Origin of the sequence: Azospirillum thermophilum (assembly GCF_003130795.1) — a bacterium.
Taxonomy (GTDB): domain Bacteria; phylum Pseudomonadota; class Alphaproteobacteria; order Azospirillales; family Azospirillaceae; genus Azospirillum; species Azospirillum thermophilum.
The window spans coordinates 524,791-545,745 of record NZ_CP029352.1; the positions used below are offsets into that span (position 1 = coordinate 524,791).

Here is a 20,955-nt window from a genome sequence, read left to right on the forward strand (position 1 = left end):
AATCAGGCAGCCGTTGCGAGCAGGCCGAGGCGGGCGAGCAGCGGGGCGGAGCGGGCCTCGACCTCCTCCCACCGGCCGGCCGCGACCAGCCGTCCGCCCTCCATCACCAGCAGCCGGTCGGCGCATCGCGCGGTGGCCGGCCGGTGGGTGACGACCAGCACGGCCATGTCCCGGCCCAGCGCCTCGATCACCGACAGGATCCGGCGCTCGCTCTCCGCATCCAGCGCGCTGGTGGCCTCGTCCAGGATCAGCAGGGCGGGGCGCCGCAGCAGGGCGCGGGCGATGGCGATGCGCTGGCGCTCGCCACCGGACAGCCAGCCGCCGCGGTCGCCGACCACGGTGTCGAGCCCCGACGGCTGCGCCCGCAGGAAGTCCGCCGCGGCCGCCCGCTCCAGCGCGTCCCACAGCTCGGCGTCGGAGGCGTCCGGGCGGACCATGGCCAGGTTGTTGCGCACCGTGTCGTGGAACAGGAAACTGTCCTGCGGCACATAGGCGACGCGCTGCCGCCAGGCGAGCCGGTCGCTCCCCTCCAGCGGCCGGCCGTCCGCCAGGATCCGCCCCGACTCCGGCGTGATCAGGCCGAGCAGCAGGTCGGCCAGCGTCGATTTGCCGGAGCCGGACGGGCCGATGACGGCCGTGATCCCGCGGGCCGGAATCTCGGCGGTCACGTCGTTCAGCGCAGGCGTCTCGCCGCTGCCATGGCGGTAGCACACGCCCTCGACCCGCAGGCTGCGCTCGAATGGGGGCGCCTTTCCGGCGGCCACCGGTTCGGCGCCCTCGCGCAGTTGCCGGAGCAGGTCGCCCACCGCGGCATGGGCGGGCAGAGCGTGCAGGATCATCGTCTGCCCCTGGCGAAGCGCCATTCCGGTCGACAGCAGGCGGGCGAAGGCGACGATGACCGCCAGCGTGTCGGCCAGCGGCATGTCCAGCCCCTGCACCGCGGTCAGCACGACGCCGGCCGTCACCGCCGCCGCCGCGGTCCGGGTCAGCGCCTGCTCGGTCCCCGCGAGACTCATGTAGGCGAGGTGGCTGTCGCGGACCTGCGCGATGCGCTCCGCAAAGCGCCGGCGGCGCGCCGCCTCCAATCCATGGCTGCGCACCACCCGCATGCCGGCCAGATCGTCCAGCAGGTCGGCGTTCATCCGTCGCCCCGCCTCCTGGAGCATCTGCCCGAGCCGGTAGGTCAGGCGGTTCATCGGCCGCATCGTCAGCCCGGCGACCGCCGCCAGCCCCAGCAGCAATCCGGCCAGCGGCGGCGAAACCCAGGCGGCGGCGGCCAGCAGCGTCGCGATCTGGAGCCCGTTGGTGCCCAGCCGCAACAGGAACTCCACGCCGATTCCGGCCTTCACGCACTCCTCGGTCAGCGCCTGCGACAGGGCCGCCGAGCGCAGCCGGGAGAAGACCGGCCATTCCGTCGCCAGGATCGCATCGTGCAGGCGGCGGCGGAGATCGTCGACATAGGCCAGACGAAGCCGCAGGACCGTCAGCGTCCGTGCCCGGACGACCAGCGATGCGACCGCCATCAGGACCACATAGAGGGCGAGCGCGCCGCCCAGCCCGACCGGCGGCAGCCCCATCGCGCCGAGCCAGCCCGACACCCGGCCCGACCCGCTGATCCCCAACAGGTCCAGCAGCGGCAGCAGCAGCAGCAGCCCGGCTCCTTCGGCGAAGGCCGTGGCGCCCATCAGCATGATGGTCGAAACAAGACGCCGCGGCCCGGCGAAGCGCGCCACGTCGCGGACCAGCGCAGCCAGCCGGCGCAGCCGCTCGCGCCCGCCGATCGGTGGCGGTTGGGGAGTGGCGTCGCCGCTCATCGGCGCGGCCTCCCGGTCAGGGACCGGCGGCGGCGGAGCGTGCGGACGACCCATCCGATCGGACGCAGGGCCGGATAGAGCCAGATCAGCCGCGCCGGCAGCGGGATCACCCCCCAGTCCGCCGGATTGCGCAGATCGGCCTGCAGCTCGTTCCAGCGGTGGCGCCAGCCGGGCTTCAGCGCGTAGACGTGCAGACGCTGCCGCAGTTCGCGCCGGACCCAGGCGGCGGTCCCCTTGGCCGGCTCCTCCAGCCACGCCGTTCCGCCGAAGACGCTGTGGATGAAGCGGTCCACCCGGCGCGCCCACGGGCCTGCGGGCAGGGCCTCCTCGGGCAGCGGCAGACCCAGCAGCCGGTTGCAGAGCCCCACAGCCAGACGCATCGAGCGGCCGAGACCAGCGGCTTCCGCATCGTCGAGCGTGCGGCGGACGGCGTCCGGGCTGTCGAGCAGCGCCGCGAGGTCGGCCAGCCAGCACAGCCGCTCCCAGCAGTGATGGGCGCCATGGACGCACAGGTAGAGCGGCAGGATGCGGTCGGGCAGGGTGGCCACGGCGCGTCCCGCCAGCCGCACCTCGCCATGGGCGCGCCAGAGCGCCTCGAAGGAGCAGTCGAGCCGATGCGGATTGGCGGTGAGCCGCTGGTGCAGCTCGACCAGGGTTCCGCGCGCCCGGTTCCGGTAGGACAGGTCGCGGAGCAGCGCCTGTCCCGCCGCCCGGTGGCTGCCTGGGATCAAGGGGCCGTCGGGCTCGTAGCCGGCCTGCAGCAGGACCGCTTCGGCGTCCCAGAACCGGGCGGGGTCGACCAGCAGGTCGATGTCCCCGGCATCGCGCCGGGCGGGGTCGCCATGGAGCTGTTGCGAGAGCACCACCCCTTTCAGGACCATGACGCGGATCCCGGCCGCCTGCAGCATCCCGGCGAGGCGAAGCGTTTCCGCCGCATTGGCGAGGCAAACCCTGGCCAGGGCCGAGGCGTTGCGGCGCAGTTTCCCCATCTCCGCGGCGGGCGGGGCGGGAAGGGCGGCGGTCTGCAGGCCGGCAAGGACAAGTCCCGTCGCGCGATGCCGGGCGGCCCCCCTGACGACGGCCGGCCAGTCGATGGCCGTTTCCGGCTGTGGCGGGACAGGTGGGGCGGCGGCGGGAAGGGATGCACGAACCGCGGCACACAGATAGCGGAACTCGGGCGCGAGCCGGTCCTGCGACTGCGGCGGCATGGTCACGTCCCGGCGCCGGTCGGCCGCAACGCTTGCGCAGGGGCCGGTTCTGCCACGAGAAGCGAACGTTCCAGCACCAGGACGCCGATGCCCAGCCCCATGATCGACCAGAACCAGATGCCGCCCTGCGGTCCCTCCAGATAGACGTCGAACGACGCGTTGACGAGGGCGGCGAGCCAGTAGGCGAGGATCCAGACGTTCAGGCGCGCCCAGTTCTCCAGGCCGGCGCGCTGGAGCCGCACCGTCATCCTGGAGAGCTGGAATGCGAAGGTTCCGAGGACCGTCAGCCAGAGCGCCAGGCCGGGAACCCCGGCGCGGGCCAGGATCGTGAAGTGTCCGTTGTGCGGGCTGCGCAGGCTGTTGTCGTAGTAATCGGTCTGGTAGCCGTCGGAATCGGCGAGGTTCTCCCCGAACCCTTTGCCGGTCCAGAAATAGGGCCCGTGGACGGTGTAGTCGATGATGTCTCCCCACCACTGCAGGCGCCAGTTCATCGTGCCTTCGAGGTCCTTGCTGTCGACACGGGAGAAGGCCTCACCCTCCGGCGTGATGCCGCCGATGCTCAGGATGTTGGCAATCAACTGTGCCGCCGACAGGTTGCGGCGCTCCAGGTCGATGCTCAGGTCGAGGGCCGCGAGCGCCAGCAGGGCGACGATCCCGACTCCGGCCAACTGCATCACCCGGCGCCGCGCGTACCCGAAGACGACGACGGCCAGCGTGCCGCAGGTCAGGGCCAGGAAGGCGCCGCGGCTGAGGACGGACCAGAACAGGCTGCCGGTCCAGCAGGCCCAGAAGGCGATCTCGATCAGGCGGTGGACGTGGCTGTGGCGGCCCGTCGCCATCCGGTCGAGCAGCAGCAGCCGGAAGGCGAGCATGCCCGTCAGGTGCACGGCGACGTCGCCGGCCTTGACCAGGACGAACCGGCTTTCCTCGTCCATCAGGTTCATCGTGTACAGGATGGCGACAGGAAGGGCGATGGCGGCGATCCGGATCATCCTGGCATAGAAGGTGATCACCCGGTCGACGGCGTCGATGTCGGATACGCTCGCCGCCACCAGAACGGCGAAGGCGGAGTAATAGTAGATCGCCGAGTCACGGGCGGCGTCCAGGCCGAACTCGCTCAGGTACGGCCATGTCCGGGAAAAGCACCACAGGCAGTAGATGGCGATCAGCCATACCAGGCCGGAGCTCTTGACGATGCGGTAATCGTTGGCCGCCAGGAACAGGACGGCGGCGGCGGCAAGGGTGATCTCGCCGATGTACACCGGAGGAATCTGGATGTAGGCGAAGGCCTTGCCACCCATCAGATAGCCCGACAGCAGTGCGCCGATCAGGAGAAGGCAGAAGGTCTTGACCCTGGAAACCATCACTCTGTCCGGAATGGTGGCGGCGGTGGCGCGGATGCGCTTTCCGCCCGGTCCGCTCGCCTTGCGCAGGACATTACCGGGCCGGGGTAGGTTGTTCAAGGATCGCTGGTGTTTCTCCCAAAACGGTCATCCTCCGGGTGGGACGGGGACGGCTGCCGGCCGCGGTACGCGAGAAGCGTGGCCTTGTGCGTCCCGATGCGCCGGCCATCCAGGTCGTCCGGCAGCCCCGTGCAGCCTGCCGTGTCGCCGCCGGCCGGCGGATCAACCGGCCTTGCCCTGGTCCTGCCCGTCCGCGATGATGCCGCGGGCCTTCCGGCCGGCATCCGGCGCAGGATGCGCGCGGGCCGCCAGCACCTGCCGATAGAGGGCCATCCGCCGCTCGTATGCGGGCGCATCCGAAAAGCGGGTCTCGAACATGGTGCGGGCCGCCCGGCCCATCCGGCGGAGCCGGTCCGGCCGCGCCATGAGTGCGGAGAGGCGGTTGCGCCAATCGGCCACGTCGCCGGCAAGGGCGAAGGCTCCTGTCTCGCCGTCGCTGATCATATGGACGACGGCACTGTCGGCGGAGGCCAGAACCGGAAGGCCATGGGCCATCGCCTCGGCGACGACCAGGGGGAAGTTCTCGTACCACAGCGACGGGAACAGCAGGATCGAGGACCGCGTCATGGCCGCCGACACGCCCTCGTAGGACATGCCTCCCAGGAAGCGCACCTGCGGCGGAGCCTCGCGCGCCAGCCTTTCGCCAAGCGGCCCTTCGCCGATGATGTCGAGTGGGGCGTCGATGCCGCGCCATGCCTCGATGAGGGGTTCCAGCCCCTTTTCCTGGCTGAGGCGGCCGACGAACAAGGCACCGGCCCGGTCGTCGTTCTCCGCCGGCCGCGGCCCCGGATCGCGGACCGCCGGCGGGCACACCGCGACCCGGTCGGGGGGCAGTCCTCCCTTGATGAACAAGTTCCTCGAATGCGGGTTCAGCGCAAGGAACAGGTCGACCTTGCTGCGCCACGTTCCGATTCCATGATGGAAGCCCGCCATGGCAGCGACGGCCGCGCTCGCCAGCCGGCTGTCGCGGTAACAGGCGTGCCGGACCGCCGGCCATTTGACCGTCCGCTCGAGACAGAGGTCGCAGGCCTTGCCGTCGCGCAGCATGAATCCGTTCGCGCACATCAGGCGGAAGTTGTGCAGCGTCTGCACCACCGGGATGCCGTGACGCTGCGCGGCGTAATAGATGGACGGGGAGAGCAGAGGAAAGGTGTTGTGGACATGCAGGATGTCGGGCCGATGCTCCGCGACCGCCCGCGACACCATCCCGTATCCCTCGCGCGACCAGACGGTTCCGGCGGCCAGCCGCAGCGATCCGGCGTCGCCGATGCGGGCGTTGTCGTCGATCAGGGTGGCGACGTCGGCGCCGTGGGCCGCGAGCAGAGCCTGCTCCGTCTCGACCACGACGTCTTCGCCGCCGCGCTGGCGGTAACGTTCGTGGACCAGCAGGATCCGCATCGTCAAATCTCCTGTCCATCGGCACAGGCAGCAGCGCCGTGCTGGCCGCGGCGGGTTCCCGCCGAAAGCAGTATAACTTTCCGGCGAAGCATCCCGGAAGGAATTCCTCCCGGCGACCGGGGACGGAGAGGCGCGATCCGGGCCGGTCCCGTGCCCGCGCCTGCCGGCTCGGCCCCTGGGGCGGGGCGGCGGACGGGTCGGGTTCGGCAGAATATCATGATCACGGCGCTCCGTCCGGTGGTCTGTGGACCAATGATGCATAACGATGGTTGTTGAACCCGGCGGATATCGGATATACGGGCGCCTGCACAACAGATGCCGCGCCAATGACGGGGCACGGCCGTTCCGCGAAAGACCTGCGATGTTCGACCCGCTGCTGCCCTGTGCTCTTGCCGGAGGCTTCTCCCTCGGCTACTGGGCGATCGGCCGGCACACGACGGCGCCGGTCACGGCCACCCTGGCTGCGGGGCTGTGGACCGTCTACGCCGGCGTCGCCCTGCCTGGCTTCGCCGGCCTGCTCACCCTTCCCGGCATTGTCGCCGGTCTTCTCCTGTCGGCCCTGCTGATGGCGGTCGTGGGGCTGCTGCTGGGCCGCCACCCGGTTCCGCCCCAGCCCGCCGACCGGCCATTCTTCGACCCGCGGGGTGGCGGCCGGTGGGCGGAGCGGGGCCTGTTCGGCCTTGCCGTGGCGGTCGTGCTGCTGCCGCAGTCCGTATGGACCCGCGTGCCATTCTTCGACCGGGCGGTTCCCCTGCCGCAGATGTTCCGCGATTTCCTCGGCTATGCGGAGGACTTCACGGCTGTCCCGCTCAACAACATGGACGTGCTGGTCTACCACCTCCCGACCTTCGTCCGGTTCCTGCAGCAGGGGTCCTTCGCCATCGGGGCCAACCCGTTCGACAGCTACAGCTACGGCTGGGAGGCGATGTTCGGTCTGCCGCTCGCCTCCGGTCACGGTCTCCATGGAATGGTGGTCGGCACGGCGGTTGCGGCCCTGTTGGCCGTCGTTTCCGCCTACACCGTCGCCGCCGCCCTGAGCGCCGCCGCCACTCCCGATGCCGCGCCGGTCCATGGCCGGGCCTCCCTCGCCGCGGCGGGCTGCTTCGTATTCCTGTCCCTGACGCTGTCGGCGACCATCGGCAAGAACGACGTTGCCACGGCGGCATTTCTGCTCGCCGCGCTGGCGTGCCTGCTCGCTCCGCTCAGCGAGGGGCCGCGGATGGCTCCCGCCCGGTGGTGCGCCCACCTCCTCGCTTCGGCGATGGCAATGAGTCTGGCGCTGGCGGTGAAGCCGTCCGCGCTCGGCCTGATGCCCTGCTGGCTCGGTACTTTGGCGGTTCTGCTGCGGCCGGGCGGCAGGCCGCTGGTGCCGTCGCCGCTCCGGATGCTGACCGGCCTGGGCGTGGCCTTCGTCTTCCTGCTGGGCAGCGGATTCATGCTGCGCACCCTGGCGGTCCTCGGTGCCCTGTCGGATCCCGACTTCCGCTTCGCCTTCGACCTCACCCTGGTGAAGGCCCTGGCGACGCGGGGGGAGTGGTATCTGCTGGATGGTCTGCGCGACCGCGGCATCCTGGTGCTGTTCGTGCTCGGCACGATCGGTGCGGCGGCGTTGGCGATCACTGCCGGTCGGCGCGGCCGTCTCGTGGCGGCCGTCGTCACGGTCTGGGCGGCTGCGGCCGGCGTGTTGTTCACCATCACCCCCTGGTCGGTCTACTTCGACCAGGTGATCCAATGGCGGCTGGGCTTCGCCGCGATCCTGCTGAGCCTGACGGTGGTGGTGGTCGCGGGCCTGTCGTTGCCGCCGCTGGGGTGGCTCTTCGGTCGGCGAGGGGCGGCGGTTCCGCAGCCCGGCCCGCTGCGGTCAGACCGTTCGCAGATGGGGAGGCTCCTTGCCGGCCGGCTGGCCGCCGCCGGGGCACCGCTGCGGGTGTCGCTGGCTGTGGTTCCCATCCTGGTGCTGGCCCTCGCCGGGGCCGGCGGACGACACGAACTGATCGGCGTTCCATGGGCGGAGGCCTTCAACGGGCATCCCGACACCCTGTACCGCCGCATCCAGCAGGACCGCCGGCCGCACCGCATCTACGCGATGGGGCTGCTTCCCTATGGCCTGATGGGGCCGACGCTGGAGAACCGCGTGTTCTACGACGTCGAAACCCGCAAGCTCCGCGGCCCGGAGACGCGAGGACGCATCCGCGCGGTGATCGAGGACTTCAAGCCGGACCTCGTCATGACCGCCGCCGGCTTCGAGGATGCCGACCGCCAGCCGCCGCACCTGTCCTGGCTGCGTGGCCTCTCCTGTCTCACGGAAGTGCCCGTCGACCCGGCCTTCGCGGTGTTCGCCGTCACCGGGGATTGCGCCGCCGCCCTGGCGGACACCCCGCGCCCGTCCGGCCCGCTCCGGATGAGAACCTACTGATCATCTCGGGCTGGTCATCTTGGCGAATGCCGGCGGTGAGAGGGCCGTCCCCGTCCCGCCGGCGAGACGGCCCTCGCCACGGGGAAGGGGGCGGCTACCGTTTGCCGTGCAGGCGCTGGAACTGGAGCATGTCGGCGTCGGTCAGCCCGTTCAGCGCCTCGCGGACGATGTCATTCGCCCCGGGCCGTTCACTGAGTTCGGCCACCCGGTTCGGTTCGACCAGCCAGAACAGCCTGATCTGCCGGCGCAGAAGCTCGGTCGTCTCGGCATCGAGGGCAGGAAGCAGCCGCAGGCCCAGCTCGATCCGCGAGGCCATCATCGCCGGCACGAAGGACCCCGACAGCATGGACAGGCGCAGGGCTGCGGCGGCAGGGGCCGGTTCCCCCTGCAGAAGGCGCAGATAGGCGAGGCGGGCCCACACGCCCGGCTGTCCGGGGGCGATGGCCACCGCCGCCATGGCCGAGGCGGTCGCCTGCTCCAGCAGATCCTTGCGTTCGGCGGCCGTCTTCGCCGCTTCCGCGGCGCGCAGGAGGACGAGGCTGCGGTCGCCCTGAAGCTCGCCGTCGGGCATCCAGCGCAGTCCGGACGCCAGATCGGCCGCCGCGGCGGTGAGACGGTCGACGGGGAGATCCTCTCCCGCATAGACGTCCCACAGCACGCCGCGGGCATCGAGCGTCTGCACACCGGACAGCAGGCTCGGTGCCGAAAGCCCGAGCAGGAGGAGTCCGGCCAACCCGGCCACAACGGCCGGGCCACGATGGGACGGGCGCGCCGCCCGCGTCCCGTGGGAGGAGGAGCGGCCGGATCGGCGGCCGTCCACCCTACTCTCCATAGTAGTCGCGGTATCGGCCATAATACTGCCCGTAATCGCCATAGCCGTAGCCGGCATGCTTGCGCTGGTTCACCTGCGACAACACCACGCCGTAGGGGCCGATGCCGGCGCTGCGCAGCAGTTTCATGCCGTTGCGCACCGCATCGCGCGGAGTGGAGTTCCAGCGCACCAGATACACCACCCGGTCCGCCAGCCTCGCCAGCACCCGGGTGTCGGCGACCGCCAGGACGGGCGGCGAGTCGATGATGATCCGGGTATAGCGCCGGCGCAGGTCGGCGATCAGGGCTTCGACCTGGGTGCCCTGGATCGCCTCGGCCTGCTCCGGCATATGGCCGGCCGGCAGGAAGTCGAGCGATCCGCCCACCCCGCGGTGCAGAGCCTCGTCGAAGCTGCACTTGCCGGACAGAACCTCGGCGAAGCCCCGCCCCGCCTCCAGTCCCAGCGCCTTGTGGAGGCGCGGGCGGTGAACGTCGCCGTCGATCAGCAGCACCCGCTCGTCCACCTTCGAGAACAGCAGGGCGAGGCAGAGCGAGACGAAGGTCTTGCCCTCCTTCGGGACCGACGAGGTGACGAGCACCACATTGGGCGTTTCGGGTCCCTCCCCGAGATGCAGCGCGGTCCGCAGACTGCGCACACCGTCGGCCAGGGCGGAGCGGGGCCTCTGCAGCACCTCCTCCGCCGGGCGGTCGGCATTGCCGCGCTGGTACGGGATCATCGCCAGCACCGGCAGGCCGGTAAGCTCCTCCGCATCGTCGGCCGATCGCACCGCGTTGTCGAGGTGGTCGATCAGGAAGACCAGCGCCACGCCGCCGACCAGCGAGAGCAGGGCCGCGAGGGCGAGCATCGCCCGTTTCGGCGGATAGGACGGAACGACCGGGATATCGGCCGGCGACACGATGCGGGCGTTGGCGCGCTGCATCCGCTCCTGCTCCGCCTCGCGCTTGAAGCGGGACAGGAAGGCCTCATACAGGCTCTTGGTGGCGTCGGACTGACGTTCCAGTTCGCGCAGACGAACCTCGGCGGCGCCGGCGACGTTGTTCTGCTGGCGCAACCCATCCAGTTCGCGCTCGAGCGAATGGACGCCGGCCGCGGCCACCTCGACGTCGTTGGCGATGGAGGCGGCGATCTTCTCGATCTCGCTGCTGATCTTGCCGCGCAGGTCGTTCAGGTCGGCGCGCAGCCCGAGCATGCGCGGATGCCGCTCGCCGTAAGTCTTCAGGGCCTCGGACATCTCGCGGGACTTCTGCGCCTCCTGTTCGCGCAGACGCTGGATGAGGGGCGACTGGAGGACGTCCGACGAGGTGTCGACGCTGCCGCGCAGCCGGACCAGGACGCGGACCTGCTCCAGCCGTGCCTGTTTCTGCGCGAGGTCGGCCCGCGCCACCACGAGGCGGGAGTTCAGTTCGGAGAGCTGCTGGTCGTTGATCGTGACCTGCCGCTCGGTCTTGCGCCGCAGCCCGTGTTCGGAGCGGAACTGCTCGACCGCATTCTCCGCCGCCACCACGTCGCGGCGCAGCGTCTCCAGCCGTTCGCCCAGCCAGCGGCTGACCTGGCGGGCCTCGTCGAAGCTCGCTTCCAGACGGTCGACCAGATAGAGCTCGGCCAGCGTGTTGGTGATCAGAGCCGCCTTCTCGCGGTCCTCCGACACGAACTGGAGCGCGATGATATGCGACCGGCGCTGCGGCCTCACGCTCAGGCGGGTGGAGAAGGCACGCACGATGCGGGCGCGCTCCACCTCCTCGCGGGCAAGCGGGCCTAGTCTCTGGCCCTCGTCCTTCCTTTCGGTCCAGGAATCGGGGATCCAGGTCGCCGGGTTCAGCGAAGCGAGGAAGGCCGCGAGCGGCTTGGGCTCGCGCAGGGCCTCGTTGAACTCCGGATCCCGGTCCAGCCTCAGCTTCTCCACCGCGCGGCGGGCCAGGGTGCTCGACGCGATCAGCTCCGCTTCCGTCTGGATGATCGCGTCCGACATGAACGGACGGCCGAACATCATGCTGCGGTCGGACAGCACGTCGTTGGTGCCCGGCGCCTCGATCATGATCTGGGCGGCGGCTGTGTAGCGGGGGGTTGCCTGCTGCAGGAACAGGATGGTCGGAACCAGCACCAGCGCCATGACGGCGAGGATGAGGTACTTGCCGCGCCAGACCAGCCGCCAAGCCCACCGGGCGGTTTGACGAAAATCCTTGGTGGGCTGGGCGGTCGGCGCGGATAGCGGATCGCGAATGGTCATTGGCCCCTGACGGGCCTCCACGGTTAAGGGAACGGGATCGGCGGTGGTCAGTACTGCAGGCCGAGCCTCAGCATGAAGATGGTCTGGTTGTAGCTGGAGCTGCTGAGCTCCGAATGCTTGCTGCGGTAGGCGATCTCACCTCCGGTGAACAGTTCGGGCGTGAAGGCGTAGATGGCGCGGCCGCGCGCCTCATAGCTCCAGGCGTTCTGGTTGGTGATGCCGGACATCTGGTCGTAGGCGACGCTGCCGTAGCCGGTCAGCACGATGTTGCGCTCAAGCTCGTGACGGACGGTCACGCTGAAGGAGTTGCGCACCATGCTCGACGCGCCGAAGGTCGTGGTCTCGTTCACGGTCCGCTCGAGCGACGGAACGACGATCGTCAGCGGGGTCGGCGTCCAGTTGAAGGTGGCGCGCAGCGAGAACCCGTTCGGGTCCTTGAGGCGCTGGTCCCGGTAGTTCTGTGCGAAGTAGCCGACGAGGAAGTCGCCGCGCACCAGCTGGCTGATATCGACGCCGATACCGGTCTCGACGCGGTAGCCGTGGCTGTTGCGGTCGAAGCCGTTGCGGTCGCGCGAGGAGTCGTAGATCCGGTCGTTCGCCGACACCTCCGTCACGAAGGCATAGCCGGGGAACATCTCGTAGCTGCCGCGCAGCCGCCCCAGCAGCTCGACCCGGTCACGGTCGGAGTTGTCGATGGAGGGGCCGGCGGCGGTGCCGACCTTGCCGAACGCACGACGGTCGACCCCGACCTCCCCCAGGACCGTGTAGCGGCCGAACTGGTGCTTGACGCTGCCGCGGTTGATGACGCCGCTGGTGGGCGTGGGAGACAGGCCGCGCACGTCGTCCGGGCTGCCGCGGTCTTCGTGCCGGGCGAAGGCCTGGCCGTAATAGTTGGCCTGCGTGTCGCTCGAGAAATCGTAGCGGCCATCGACCTCCGCCAGCAGGTCGGTCCGGTTGTCGCGGTGATAGCGGCGGTGCAGGTACTGCTCGGCCATCAGCGTGACGTTGAGGGCATGCTCCTTGAAGCGGGAGCGCAGCTTCAGCTCCGGCCGCATGACCGAGAGGAACTCGCCGCGGACGTCGGTCTTCGTCGCGTAGAGGTTGCTGTTGTACAGCAGATCCGTCTCCAGCTTGGGCAGGAACAGGAACTGTCCCATCTCCACGCCCTTTGCCTGGTAGCTGTCGTGCACCCGCTCCGAGTCGGAGCGCGATCCCTTCGTATTGTCCTCCGGATCGAGCTCCTTCGTGACGTTGGCTCCGGATCCCTGGCGGCGGGGGTCCGTCTGGGACTGGGTTCCCTTGCTGTCGGCCAGAACGGGCTGCGACAGCGACAGGGCGAGCAGCATGCCCGTGGCGGCGAGCCCGGCTGGCCGGCCGGCGGTGGCCAGGAGGCGCCCCGACAACGCAGGGGTCACGAAAGGACGGGAAGAATGCGCTTCGGAATAGCCATTGGTAAGCAAAGGATGGCGGGTCATTGGCGTCGCATATGGCTTATGGAGGACGCGGGGAGCCTACCATCAGTTTACCCCCAAAGCGAGTAGCTGCGAGAGGGACCACAAAAAAATACCCGTCAGGGGAGGTATCGTGGCAATGGTCACCCGTTGCGGCCCCGTCTCAGGGCGCGGTCTGCAATATACCCCGCTCCCCGCCCTGCAGGACGAGTGCCGTCAGCACGCCCGTTGCATAGGCTCCGGTATCGATTCCGATTCGATTATCAAGGAGTTCCGGCTCATCGACCACGGTATGCCCGTGCACGATCATTTTCTCGTGGCGTCGCCGGTAGGACAGGAAGGGCTCCCGGATCCAGAGCAGATCGTCGGCCGATTGCCGCTCCAGGGGCTGGCCGGGCAGCACGCCGGCATGGACGAAGGCGTAGTCGCCGTAGACCGCCATCGGCTCCAGCGCCGTCAGGAAGCCGCGGTGGGCCGCCGGCAGCCGGGCCTCCATCTCGTCGCGGAGCGCCCGGCAGCGTTTCGGATCGCTGACCCCGACCGACGCGCGGATCCCGTAGCTGGCCAGCGCCTCGACTCCGCCGAAGGACAGCCAGGGGGCGCCCGCGACGGGATCCCTCAGGAACTCCAGGAGAGCCTGCTCGTGGTTGCCCATGAGGAAGCGGCAGGCGGGGCCGCTGCCGTCGGCGGACGCCGCGGCGGCGTCGCACAGCAGGTCGAGCACCCCGCGGCTGTCCGGCCCGCGGTCGACGTAGTCGCCGAGGAAGACGATCGTGCAGCGCAGGTCCGGCCCGCGGTGGCGGTCCATGTCGGCGGCAATCATGGCGAGCAGACGCTCCAGGCAGCGCTTCTCGCCGTGAATGTCGCCGACGGCGTAGAGGCGCAGGCCGTCCGGGATCCGTGGCGCACCGGCAACTGCAAGGCGGCGGCCCGGGCGGAGTCTTCCCAGAAGGGTGTTGAAAAAAGAGGCCATGATGTCCGATCACGCGCTTGCGCGGCAGTGTCCCGTTGCGGACGGGAGCGAATATCGTTTAATTGGCGTCGAAGTTGCGATGCAAGTCCCGCGAAGCGCAACCTCGCCATGCTCAAGGTGACAGGAGTTGGGTTCGATGCGTGTCGTTTCTCGCGGACGGTCCACCGTCCGTTTGGCGCGAGTCGTTTTGGTGGCCGCGTTGCTCGCCACGGGGTGCTCCTCGACTCCCGGTTTCCCGACCGAGGATGCGCCGATGAAGATCGTCAGCCCGGCGGAGGGCTATGTCCTCGAGCCCGGCAACCGCGTCCGGCTGACCGTCTTCGGTGAAAACGCCCTGTCCGGCGATTTCACCCTCGACCCGTCGGGCAACATCTACCTGCCGCTCGTCGGCAATGTCAGCGCCAGCGGCATGACGGCCAAGACGCTGTCCAGGCGTATCGAGGATCTGCTGAGGAAGGACAATTACCTGCAGGATCCGAAGGTCGCGGTCGAGGTGCAGACCTTCCGGCCCTTCTACGTCCTGGGCGAGGTGCGCGCCCCCGGCGAGTTCCCCTACACGACCGGCATGACGGTGCTGAGCGCGATCGCACGCGCCGGCGGCTACGACTACCGGGCGCGCGAGGGCGAGGTGGTGCTGGTCCGCGTGGTCGACGGGGAGCAGAAGGATTATCGCGCGGTGGAGCGTGCGCCGATCCTGCCCGGCGACATCATCCGGGTGCTGCAGCGCCGGTTCTGAGTCGGCGCCGGTACGGGCATACCGTCCATCGGTGCGCGTGGGGCTGGCACTCACGCCGGGTTGTATAGTAATGTCGCCGAAAGCGTATGAGGATGCGCCGCATCCTGCGCGCTTGCGCTGTCCGGGCATGGGAAGGAGTTCAGGGAACATGGGACGTTTCCATAGTGCGATCACCGTGGCGCTGCTGAGCGCCGGGCTCGGGCTGTCGTCGGTCGCGCTGGCCCAGCAGGCCCCGCAGGGCAATCGCGGGCAGCAGGGACAGCAGGGGCAGAGCCAGGCCGCCCAGCCGCTGCCGCCGGCCCTTCAGGCCGCGCTGCAGAGCGGAAACCCCCAGGCGGTCGGCCAGGCGATCGCCACGCTGAGCGGCGGCAATCCGCAGCGGGCCGCGGCGCTCGCGGAACAGACCGTCAAGGCGGCGGAGCAGCTTCTCAACACCAACCCGCAAGCGGCGGTGCAGATCGCGGCGGCGGCGGTGGAAACCGTCAGGAACACCTCCGTGCAGCAGTCCGCACCGCAGCAGACCGAATCGGTGGTGACGACCGCCGCGCGCATCTTCGTCACGCCGCAGGCCCAGCGCGTCGTTCCCGAGGCCGCGGCACAGCTCGCCGTCGCGGCGGTGCAGGTGGCGGCGGCGACCGGCAACCCGACCCTGACCGCCAGCGTCGCCAACCAGGCGGTGACCGCCGCCGAACGCATTCTGACGGTCGCTCCCGCCGCCGCGGTGCAGATCGCCGCGGTCGCCGTGCAGACGGTGAAGGACCAGCCCGTCCAGCAGAATGCTCCGCAGCAGACCATGCAGGTCGTGACCACGGCGGCCCGCATCATCGTGCAGCCGGAGGCGCAGCGGATCGCTCCGCAGATCGTCGCGACGATCGCGGCAACGTCGGTGCAGATCGTGAGCAACCCCGTGGTCTATCAGGCCGCCCCCACCGCCGCGGTCAGCGTCATGGCGAACGCCTACTCCGCGGCCACCAGCCAGACCGTCACCGCAGCGGTACCGACCGCGGCCGCCACGGTGCGGAGCGAACTGGTTCAGGCCTCGCAGACCCAGAGCCTCACCCAGGCGAATCCCACCAACCCGGCGGCCATCAACTCCATTCTTGCCGGCACCAACCCCGTGACCGGCCAGCCGCTGGTCGTGAACAACCAGGCGGTGCAGCAGCCGATCTCCGAGAACCGGAACCTCAATGCAAGCCCGAGCTGACGCTCTCGAGGGCGGACCCCGGACGGAGTCCGCCCACTCCGGCTCCGGCCACGTCAATTTCCTGATCTTCCGTATTCTCCTCGGCATCGTCGTCCTCGCTCCCCTGCCGCTGGGGTCCAACCGGCCGCTGGCGTGGAGTGCGATCGCCTTTGCCGTCGCCCTGCTGATGGTGGGGTGGGGGAGCGCCGTGGTGACCGGCCGGGCGCGTGCACCGGTGCCGCTCGGCTGGCTGGGCGGCATCGCGACCTGCTTCGCCCTTGCGCTGGGCTGGGGGTGGGTGCAGTCGACCGGTGCGGTGCCGCAATCGGTTTGGCACCCGCTGTGGGCCGAGGCGTCCCAGGCGCTCGGCAAGCCGGTGGCGGGCGGCATCTCGATCGATCCGACCCTGTCGCATGCCGCCATCCTGCGGCTTCTGTCCTATGGCGGGGTCTTCTGGCTCGCCGCCCAGCTCTGCCGGGAGCGCAGCCGGGCCCGCGAGGCCCTGGTCGCCGTCGCCGCCGCAGGCGTCCTCTACGCGGCCTACGGGCTACTCGGTCACTTCGCCGGGTGGGAGCGTATCCTGTGGCTGGAGAAGTGGGCCTATATCGGCGATCTCACCAGCAGCTTCGTCAATCGCAACGCCTATGGCGCCTATGCGGGCATCGGGCTCGTCTGCTGCACGGCGCTGTTCCTGCACGAGTTGCGTCCGCCGCGCCGCGGTGAGACCCGGCGTGTCTATGACATGACCGAAATTCTCCTCCTGCGCGCCATGCCCTTCATGATCGGCGGGGTCGTGCTGGGCACCGCCCTGCTGCTGAGCCACTCCCGCGGAGCCTTCCTCAGTACGGGCGCCGGGATCCTGGTCCTGATGGCGGCCGTAATGATGTCGCGCCTCGTACGTCCGCGGACGGCGCTGCTGGTCGGGCTGGTCATCGCCGTTGCCGGCACCGCGGTGCTGGGGATGAGCGGCGACGGAACCTTCTCGCGCCTCGCCGATACGGACATCCAAAACGGTGACAAGGATCGGGCGGAACTCTACCGGATCGCCCTGCAGGCCATCGGCGATGCTCCCCTGACCGGACACGGCATCGGTACCTTCGCGGCGGCCTTCCGGATGTACCGCGAGACGTCGCTGTCCGCCCCCACGGTCTGGGACTACGCCCACAACGTCCATCTGGAGATGGCGATGGATCTGGGCCTGCCGGCGGCGATCCTGCTCTACATCGGCTTTGCGACCATCCTCGGGGTCTGTCTGCGCGGGCTGTTGCGGCGGCGGCGCGATCAGGTCTATCCGGCGGTCGCCCTGTCCGTGGCCGCCCTGATCGGCCTGCATGGGCTGGTCGATTTCAGCGCCCAGATGCCGGCGATCGCCCTCACCCTCTCCTTCCTCCTCGGTCTCGGCTTCGCCCAGTCCTGGCGGACGTCGGATGGCGGCAACGAGTAGGGTGGGTGCGAGGCGCGCCCGTCGGTTGAGAGAGTCCCGGCCGCAGCAGCCGTGGAAATATTGTGCCATGGCATGCGCGTCCGTATGTTGAGCTTCCAGGGGGTGGATTATCTGATTTAACATATGCCGAACGTCTAGTGCGGCATAACGCTTCGGTCTCTCCCATGACAGTCCACAGCCTGGACGAGGACGCTTCCACCCCCGCTCTTGCGCCCGACAGCCTGGCTTCCGCCGGCGGCCTGGTGAAGCCGTGCGGCCGGCCGCCGCGGGGCGTCGCCGGTGCCGTCCTGTTCCTCGGCGACCTTCTGGTGCTGGCGGCGGCGGTGTTCCTGGCCGTCCTGTTCCGCATGCAGTTGCGGTGGCTGCTCCCCATCGAGATCAGTCCGGAGAGCTTCGTCGGCGTCGCCGTCTCCGCCACCTTCCTCCCGCTGGTCTTCGCCGCCGCCGGCCTCTATCCCGGCTACGGACAGGGGACGGTCGAACGTCTGCGCAAGCGGGTGATCGTCACGGCGCTCTGGTTCGGGATGATGATCCTGTTCGACCGGCTGGCCCAGGACGGCCAGTGGTCGCGCGGCATCCTGCTGGCCGCCGCCGTGATCTCGCTGATCGCCCTGCCGCTCTGGGACGCAGCGGCGCGCGGCATCCTGATCCGCCGCGGCTGGTGGGGGGAGCCGGTGGTGGTTCTCGGCTCGGCCAAGCGGCGGGCGATGCTGGTGAAAGCTCTGGCGGGGCTGCCCGATCTCGGCTGGGTCCCGGTCGCGGAGGGAGAGATTCCCGGGCAGGATGGCCCGGAACATGGCAAGCCCCTGGCCGCCGGGGTGGCCGTGGCGGTGGTGGTGCCGGAGGGCGGCCTGGGTGTTTCCAGCCTGGCCGATCATCTGCCGTATCGCCGGGTCGTGCTGGTCCCGAGGTGGACGCCCTGCAGAGCCTGTGGGTCACGGTGCGCGATCTCGGGTCCCACATCGGGCTGGAGATGCAGCGCAACCTGCTGATCCCGACCAACCAGCTGGTCAAGCGGGCGCTGGACCTGGTGCTCGGCACGACGGCGCTGCTGTGTTCGATCCCGATCATCGTCCTGTTCGGCGCTCTCGTCGCCGTGATCTCACCCGGCCCGGTCTTCTACCGGCAGACGCGAATCGGCATGGACGGCCACCTGTTCAGCCTGTGGAAGCTGCGGACGATGGTGCCGGATGCCGACAAGATGCTGTTGCAGGTCATCCAGGCATCGGTCGATGCGCAGTCGGACTGGCACCAGTCCATGAAGATCAAGAGCGATCCGCGGATCATCCCGGTGCTCGGGCATATCATGCGGCGCTTCAGCATCGACGAACTGCCGCAGTTCTGGAACGTGCTGCGCGGCGACATGAGCCTCGTCGGACCTCGCCCGCTGCCCTCCTATCATGTGGAGCGGCTGGACCCCGCCGCCGACCGCATCCGCCGCCGCGTGCGGCCGGGCGTGACCGGGCTCTGGCAGGTCTCCGGACGCAGCGCCACTTCGATCGACGACCAGGAACGGCTGGACACCTACTATGTCCGCAACTGGTCATTGTGGCTGGACATCCACATCCTCGCGCGCACGGTCCTGGTGGTGCTGACCGGCCGGGGGGCATGGTGATGGAGAGCGGCCGGTGCATACCGCCGATCGTCAATGTGCTGGGCGTCGGGCTGCGCGCCCAGCGCATGGCCGACGCGGTGGAGAGCGTCACCCGCTGGATCGAACGGCGGGTGCGGACCTATGTCTGCGTCGCCGACGTCCACAGCGTGGTGCGCTGCCAGGACGATCCGGCGCTCAAGTCGCTCTACAACGATGCCGGCATGGTGGTGACCGACGGCATGCCGCTGGTCTGGCTGGCGCGCCGTGCCGGCCACGAGGCGGTCGAACGCGTCTACGGCCCGGACCTGATGCTGGAGCTCTGCGCCCTGTCGGTCGAGCGCGGGTGGCGGCACGCCTTCTACGGCGCCACCGACGAGGTGCTGGCGAAACTGCGCGGCCGGCTGGAGTCCCGCTTCCCCGGGCTGCGGATCGTGGACTGCCAGGCCCCGCCCTTCCGTCCGCTGACGGAGGATGAGGACCGCGCGGCAGTGGAACGGATCAATGCGGCGCGCCCCGACATCCTGTGGGTGGGGCTGGGTGCGCCGAAGCAGGAACGGTGGATGGCCGGGCATCTCGGACGGCTGGACGTACCGGTCATGATCGGCGTCGGCGCCGCCTTCGACTTCCATGCCGGGACCAAGCCGCAGGCTCCCCGCTGGATGCAGCGGAACGGGCTGGAGTGGCTGTTCCGTCTGGCGAGCGAACCGCGCCGGTTGGCGCGCCGCTACGCCGTTCACAACACGCGGTTCCTCTGGCTGATCGCGCAGCAGCAACTCGGCCTGCGGGAATTCCCCTTGATCGACGGCTCCCGGCCGACGGTTCCGGGGCCGGACGGGCCGGCTCCGAAACCGCTGTAACCGAAGCGCCTCAAGCCTTCGGCCGGAGGTCGCGCACGCGCTTGGCCTTGCCGATCGAGCGCGCGATGGAGCCGGGATCGGCGACTTCCACCGCCGTGCTGATGCCGATCATCGACTTGATGGAGTGGCGCAGGTTCTTCGCGTGGCCGTCCCAGGTCGAGGGGTGGGTGTCCGGCGCCATTTCCACCCGAACGGTCAGGCTGTCCATGTGGCCGTCGCGGGTCACCACCAGCTCGTAGTGCGGCGCCAGCGCCTCGTCCTTGCAGATCAGCTCCTCGATCTGGGTCGGGAAGACATTGACGCCGCGGATGATGAGCATGTCGTCCGAGCGGCCGGTGATCTTGTCGATGCGCCGCATGCCGCGGGCGGTCGGCGGCAGCAGGCGGGTCAGGTCGCGGGTGCGGTAGCGGATCACCGGCATGCCGCGCTTGGTCAGGGTAGTGAAGACCAGCTCGCCATAGGCGCCGTCAGGCAACACCTCGCCGGTGTCCGGATCGATGATCTCCGGATAGAAGTGGTCCTCCCAGATGACCGGACCATCCTTGGTCTCCACGCATTCCGACGCCACGCCCGGCCCCATCACCTCCGACAGGCCGTAGATGTCGACGGCGTCGATGTCGAAGGTGCGCTCGATCTCCGCCCGCATCGCGCCGGTCCAGGGCTCCGCCCCGAAGATGCCGACCTTCAGCGAGGTGCTGCGCGGGTCGATCCCCTGGCGCACCATCTCCTCGGCGATGTTCAGCATATAGGAGGGGGTGACCATGATGATGGTCGGCTTGAAGTCCATGATGAGCTGGACCTGCTTTTCCGTCTGGCCGCCCGACATCGGAATGACGGTGGCGCCCAGCCGCTCGGCGCCGTAATGCGCCCCCAGCCCGCCGGTGAACAGGCCGTAGCCATAGGCGATGTGCACCCGGTCGCCGCGCGAGCCGCCGGCCGCGCGGATGGAGCGGGCGACCACCTCCGCCCAGACGTCGATGTCCTCCCTGGTGTAGCCGACCACCGTAGGCCGGCCGGTCGTGCCGCTGGAGGCATGAACGCGCACGATGTCGTCCATCGGCACGGCGAACATGCCGAAGGGATAGTTCTGGCGCAGGTCGTCCTTCACGGTGAAGGGGAACAGGGCCAGGTCCTTCAGCTCCTTGAAGTCGTCGGGATGGACGCCCTTCGCATCGCACTTGGCGCGGAAATGCGCGACGTTGTCGTAGCTGTGCCGCAGCGACCAGGCCAGCCGCCCGGTCTGCATCGCCGCGATCTCGTCCCGGCTGGCCATTTCGTAACGGTCGAACGCAGTGGCGCTGCCGGTGGAGGCGGTTTCGGATGGCGGGGGCTTGGTCGCTGTCAGCATGGTGCGTTTCT

General features: G+C 69.5%; 16 protein-coding genes. 7 read left to right on the forward strand and 9 right to left on the reverse strand.

The window, feature by feature from the left end; translation table 11 throughout:
- Window positions 1–2 precede the first annotated feature (2 nt).
- The 4 genes from DEW08_RS02370 to DEW08_RS02385 form a co-directional block, all read right to left on the reverse strand.
- Window positions 3–1,814, reverse strand: a complete 1,812-nt coding sequence (locus DEW08_RS02370; RefSeq protein ID WP_168220238.1) for an ABC transporter ATP-binding protein — start codon at window positions 1,812–1,814, stop codon at window positions 3–5.
- Complete coding sequence (locus tag DEW08_RS02375) at window positions 1,811–3,022, reverse strand: nucleotidyltransferase domain-containing protein (RefSeq protein ID WP_109324165.1); 1,212 nt, start codon at window positions 3,020–3,022, stop codon at window positions 1,811–1,813. The genes DEW08_RS02370 and DEW08_RS02375 overlap by 4 nt, the downstream gene beginning before the upstream one ends.
- Before the next feature lie 2 nt (window positions 3,023–3,024).
- Window positions 3,025–4,386 carry an O-antigen ligase family protein gene (locus DEW08_RS02380; RefSeq protein WP_109324170.1) on the reverse strand — a complete coding sequence of 454 codons (1,362 nt, stop codon included), beginning with the start codon at window positions 4,384–4,386 and terminating at the stop codon, window positions 3,025–3,027.
- Between the two features lie 261 nt (window positions 4,387–4,647).
- A complete protein-coding gene (locus tag DEW08_RS02385) occupies window positions 4,648–5,883 on the reverse strand; it encodes a glycosyltransferase (protein WP_168220239.1) in 1,236 nt (411 codons plus the stop codon).
- A 361-nt stretch (window positions 5,884–6,244) separates the two neighbouring features.
- On the opposite strand from DEW08_RS02385, the gene DEW08_RS02390 reads away from it, so the two are divergent.
- Window positions 6,245–8,299 (forward strand): hypothetical protein, encoded by a 2,055-nt coding sequence (locus tag DEW08_RS02390; protein ID WP_109324173.1) that lies wholly within the window; start codon window positions 6,245–6,247, stop codon window positions 8,297–8,299.
- A gap of 94 nt (window positions 8,300–8,393) precedes the next feature.
- On the opposite strand, the gene DEW08_RS02395 is transcribed toward DEW08_RS02390, so the two are convergent.
- From DEW08_RS02395 to DEW08_RS02410, 4 genes are all read right to left on the reverse strand, one after another.
- Window positions 8,394–9,032: a hypothetical protein gene (locus DEW08_RS02395; protein WP_146214619.1), complete on the reverse strand. Its 639-nt coding sequence runs from the start codon at window positions 9,030–9,032 to the stop codon at window positions 8,394–8,396.
- A gap of 88 nt (window positions 9,033–9,120) precedes the next feature.
- Entirely contained in the window at window positions 9,121–11,358 is a 2,238-nt protein-coding gene (locus DEW08_RS02400; RefSeq protein ID WP_109324180.1) for a GumC family protein, read from the reverse strand.
- Window positions 11,359–11,405: 47 nt separating this feature from the next.
- Window positions 11,406–12,761, reverse strand: coding sequence for an outer membrane beta-barrel protein (locus DEW08_RS02405; RefSeq protein ID WP_168220240.1), 1,356 nt, complete (start codon window positions 12,759–12,761; stop codon window positions 11,406–11,408).
- Window positions 12,762–12,972: 211 nt separating this feature from the next.
- Window positions 12,973–13,782 carry a metallophosphoesterase family protein gene (locus DEW08_RS02410; protein ID WP_109324184.1) on the reverse strand — a complete coding sequence of 270 codons (810 nt, stop codon included), beginning with the start codon at window positions 13,780–13,782 and terminating at the stop codon, window positions 12,973–12,975.
- A gap of 253 nt (window positions 13,783–14,035) precedes the next feature.
- On the opposite strand from DEW08_RS02410, the gene DEW08_RS02415 reads away from it, so the two are divergent.
- From DEW08_RS02415 to DEW08_RS02440, 6 genes are all read left to right on the forward strand, one after another.
- Window positions 14,036–14,518, forward strand: a complete 483-nt coding sequence (locus DEW08_RS02415; RefSeq protein ID WP_245986083.1) for a polysaccharide biosynthesis/export family protein — start codon at window positions 14,036–14,038, stop codon at window positions 14,516–14,518.
- Between the two features lie 148 nt (window positions 14,519–14,666).
- Entirely contained in the window at window positions 14,667–15,722 is a 1,056-nt protein-coding gene (locus DEW08_RS02420) for a hypothetical protein (RefSeq protein WP_109324186.1), read from the forward strand.
- Window positions 15,706–17,145, forward strand: a complete 1,440-nt coding sequence (locus DEW08_RS02425; RefSeq protein WP_109324187.1) for an O-antigen ligase family protein — start codon at window positions 15,706–15,708, stop codon at window positions 17,143–17,145. The genes DEW08_RS02420 and DEW08_RS02425 overlap by 17 nt, the downstream gene beginning before the upstream one ends.
- A gap of 164 nt (window positions 17,146–17,309) precedes the next feature.
- Window positions 17,310–18,137, forward strand: a complete 828-nt coding sequence (locus tag DEW08_RS02430; RefSeq protein ID WP_109324188.1) for a hypothetical protein — start codon at window positions 17,310–17,312, stop codon at window positions 18,135–18,137.
- On the forward strand, window positions 18,056–18,760 hold the full coding sequence (locus DEW08_RS02435) for a sugar transferase (protein WP_146214620.1): 705 nt from the start codon (window positions 18,056–18,058) through the stop codon (window positions 18,758–18,760). The genes DEW08_RS02430 and DEW08_RS02435 overlap by 82 nt, the downstream gene beginning before the upstream one ends.
- Window positions 18,760–19,596, forward strand: a complete 837-nt coding sequence (locus DEW08_RS02440; protein ID WP_109325242.1) for a WecB/TagA/CpsF family glycosyltransferase — start codon at window positions 18,760–18,762, stop codon at window positions 19,594–19,596. The genes DEW08_RS02435 and DEW08_RS02440 overlap by 1 nt, the downstream gene beginning before the upstream one ends.
- 10 nt (window positions 19,597–19,606) lie before the next feature.
- Here DEW08_RS02440 and paaK read toward each other — a convergent pair whose 3' ends face one another.
- Window positions 19,607–20,869: a phenylacetate--CoA ligase PaaK gene (paaK, locus tag DEW08_RS02445; protein WP_245986132.1), complete on the reverse strand. Its 1,263-nt coding sequence runs from the start codon at window positions 20,867–20,869 to the stop codon at window positions 19,607–19,609.
- Window positions 20,870–20,955: the final 86 nt, after the last annotated feature.

Excerpts from the sequence above, each read along its gene's own strand:
- DEW08_RS02370 (WP_168220238.1), bottom strand. The coding sequence starts at position 1,814 with ATGAGCGGCGACGCCACTCCCCAACCGCCACCGATCGGCGGGCGCGAG.
- DEW08_RS02375 (WP_109324165.1), bottom strand. The coding sequence starts at position 3,022 with ATGCCGCCGCAGTCGCAGGACCGGCTCGCGCCCGAGTTCCGCTATCTG.
- DEW08_RS02380 (WP_109324170.1), bottom strand. The coding sequence starts at position 4,386 with ATGGTTTCCAGGGTCAAGACCTTCTGCCTTCTCCTGATCGGCGCACTG.
- DEW08_RS02385 (WP_168220239.1), bottom strand. The coding sequence starts at position 5,883 with ATGCGGATCCTGCTGGTCCACGAACGTTACCGCCAGCGCGGCGGCGAA.
- DEW08_RS02390 (WP_109324173.1), top strand. The coding sequence starts at position 6,245 with ATGTTCGACCCGCTGCTGCCCTGTGCTCTTGCCGGAGGCTTCTCCCTC.
- DEW08_RS02400 (WP_109324180.1), bottom strand. The coding sequence starts at position 11,358 with ATGACCATTCGCGATCCGCTATCCGCGCCGACCGCCCAGCCCACCAAG.
- DEW08_RS02410 (WP_109324184.1), bottom strand. The coding sequence starts at position 13,782 with ATGGCCTCTTTTTTCAACACCCTTCTGGGAAGACTCCGCCCGGGCCGC.
- DEW08_RS02415 (WP_245986083.1), top strand. The coding sequence starts at position 14,036 with ATGAAGATCGTCAGCCCGGCGGAGGGCTATGTCCTCGAGCCCGGCAAC.
- DEW08_RS02420 (WP_109324186.1), top strand. The coding sequence starts at position 14,667 with ATGGGACGTTTCCATAGTGCGATCACCGTGGCGCTGCTGAGCGCCGGG.
- DEW08_RS02425 (WP_109324187.1), top strand. The coding sequence starts at position 15,706 with ATGCAAGCCCGAGCTGACGCTCTCGAGGGCGGACCCCGGACGGAGTCC.
- DEW08_RS02430 (WP_109324188.1), top strand. The coding sequence starts at position 17,310 with ATGACAGTCCACAGCCTGGACGAGGACGCTTCCACCCCCGCTCTTGCG.
- DEW08_RS02440 (WP_109325242.1), top strand. The coding sequence starts at position 18,760 with ATGGAGAGCGGCCGGTGCATACCGCCGATCGTCAATGTGCTGGGCGTC.
- paaK (WP_245986132.1), bottom strand. The coding sequence starts at position 20,869 with ATGGCCAGCCGGGACGAGATCGCGGCGATGCAGACCGGGCGGCTGGCC.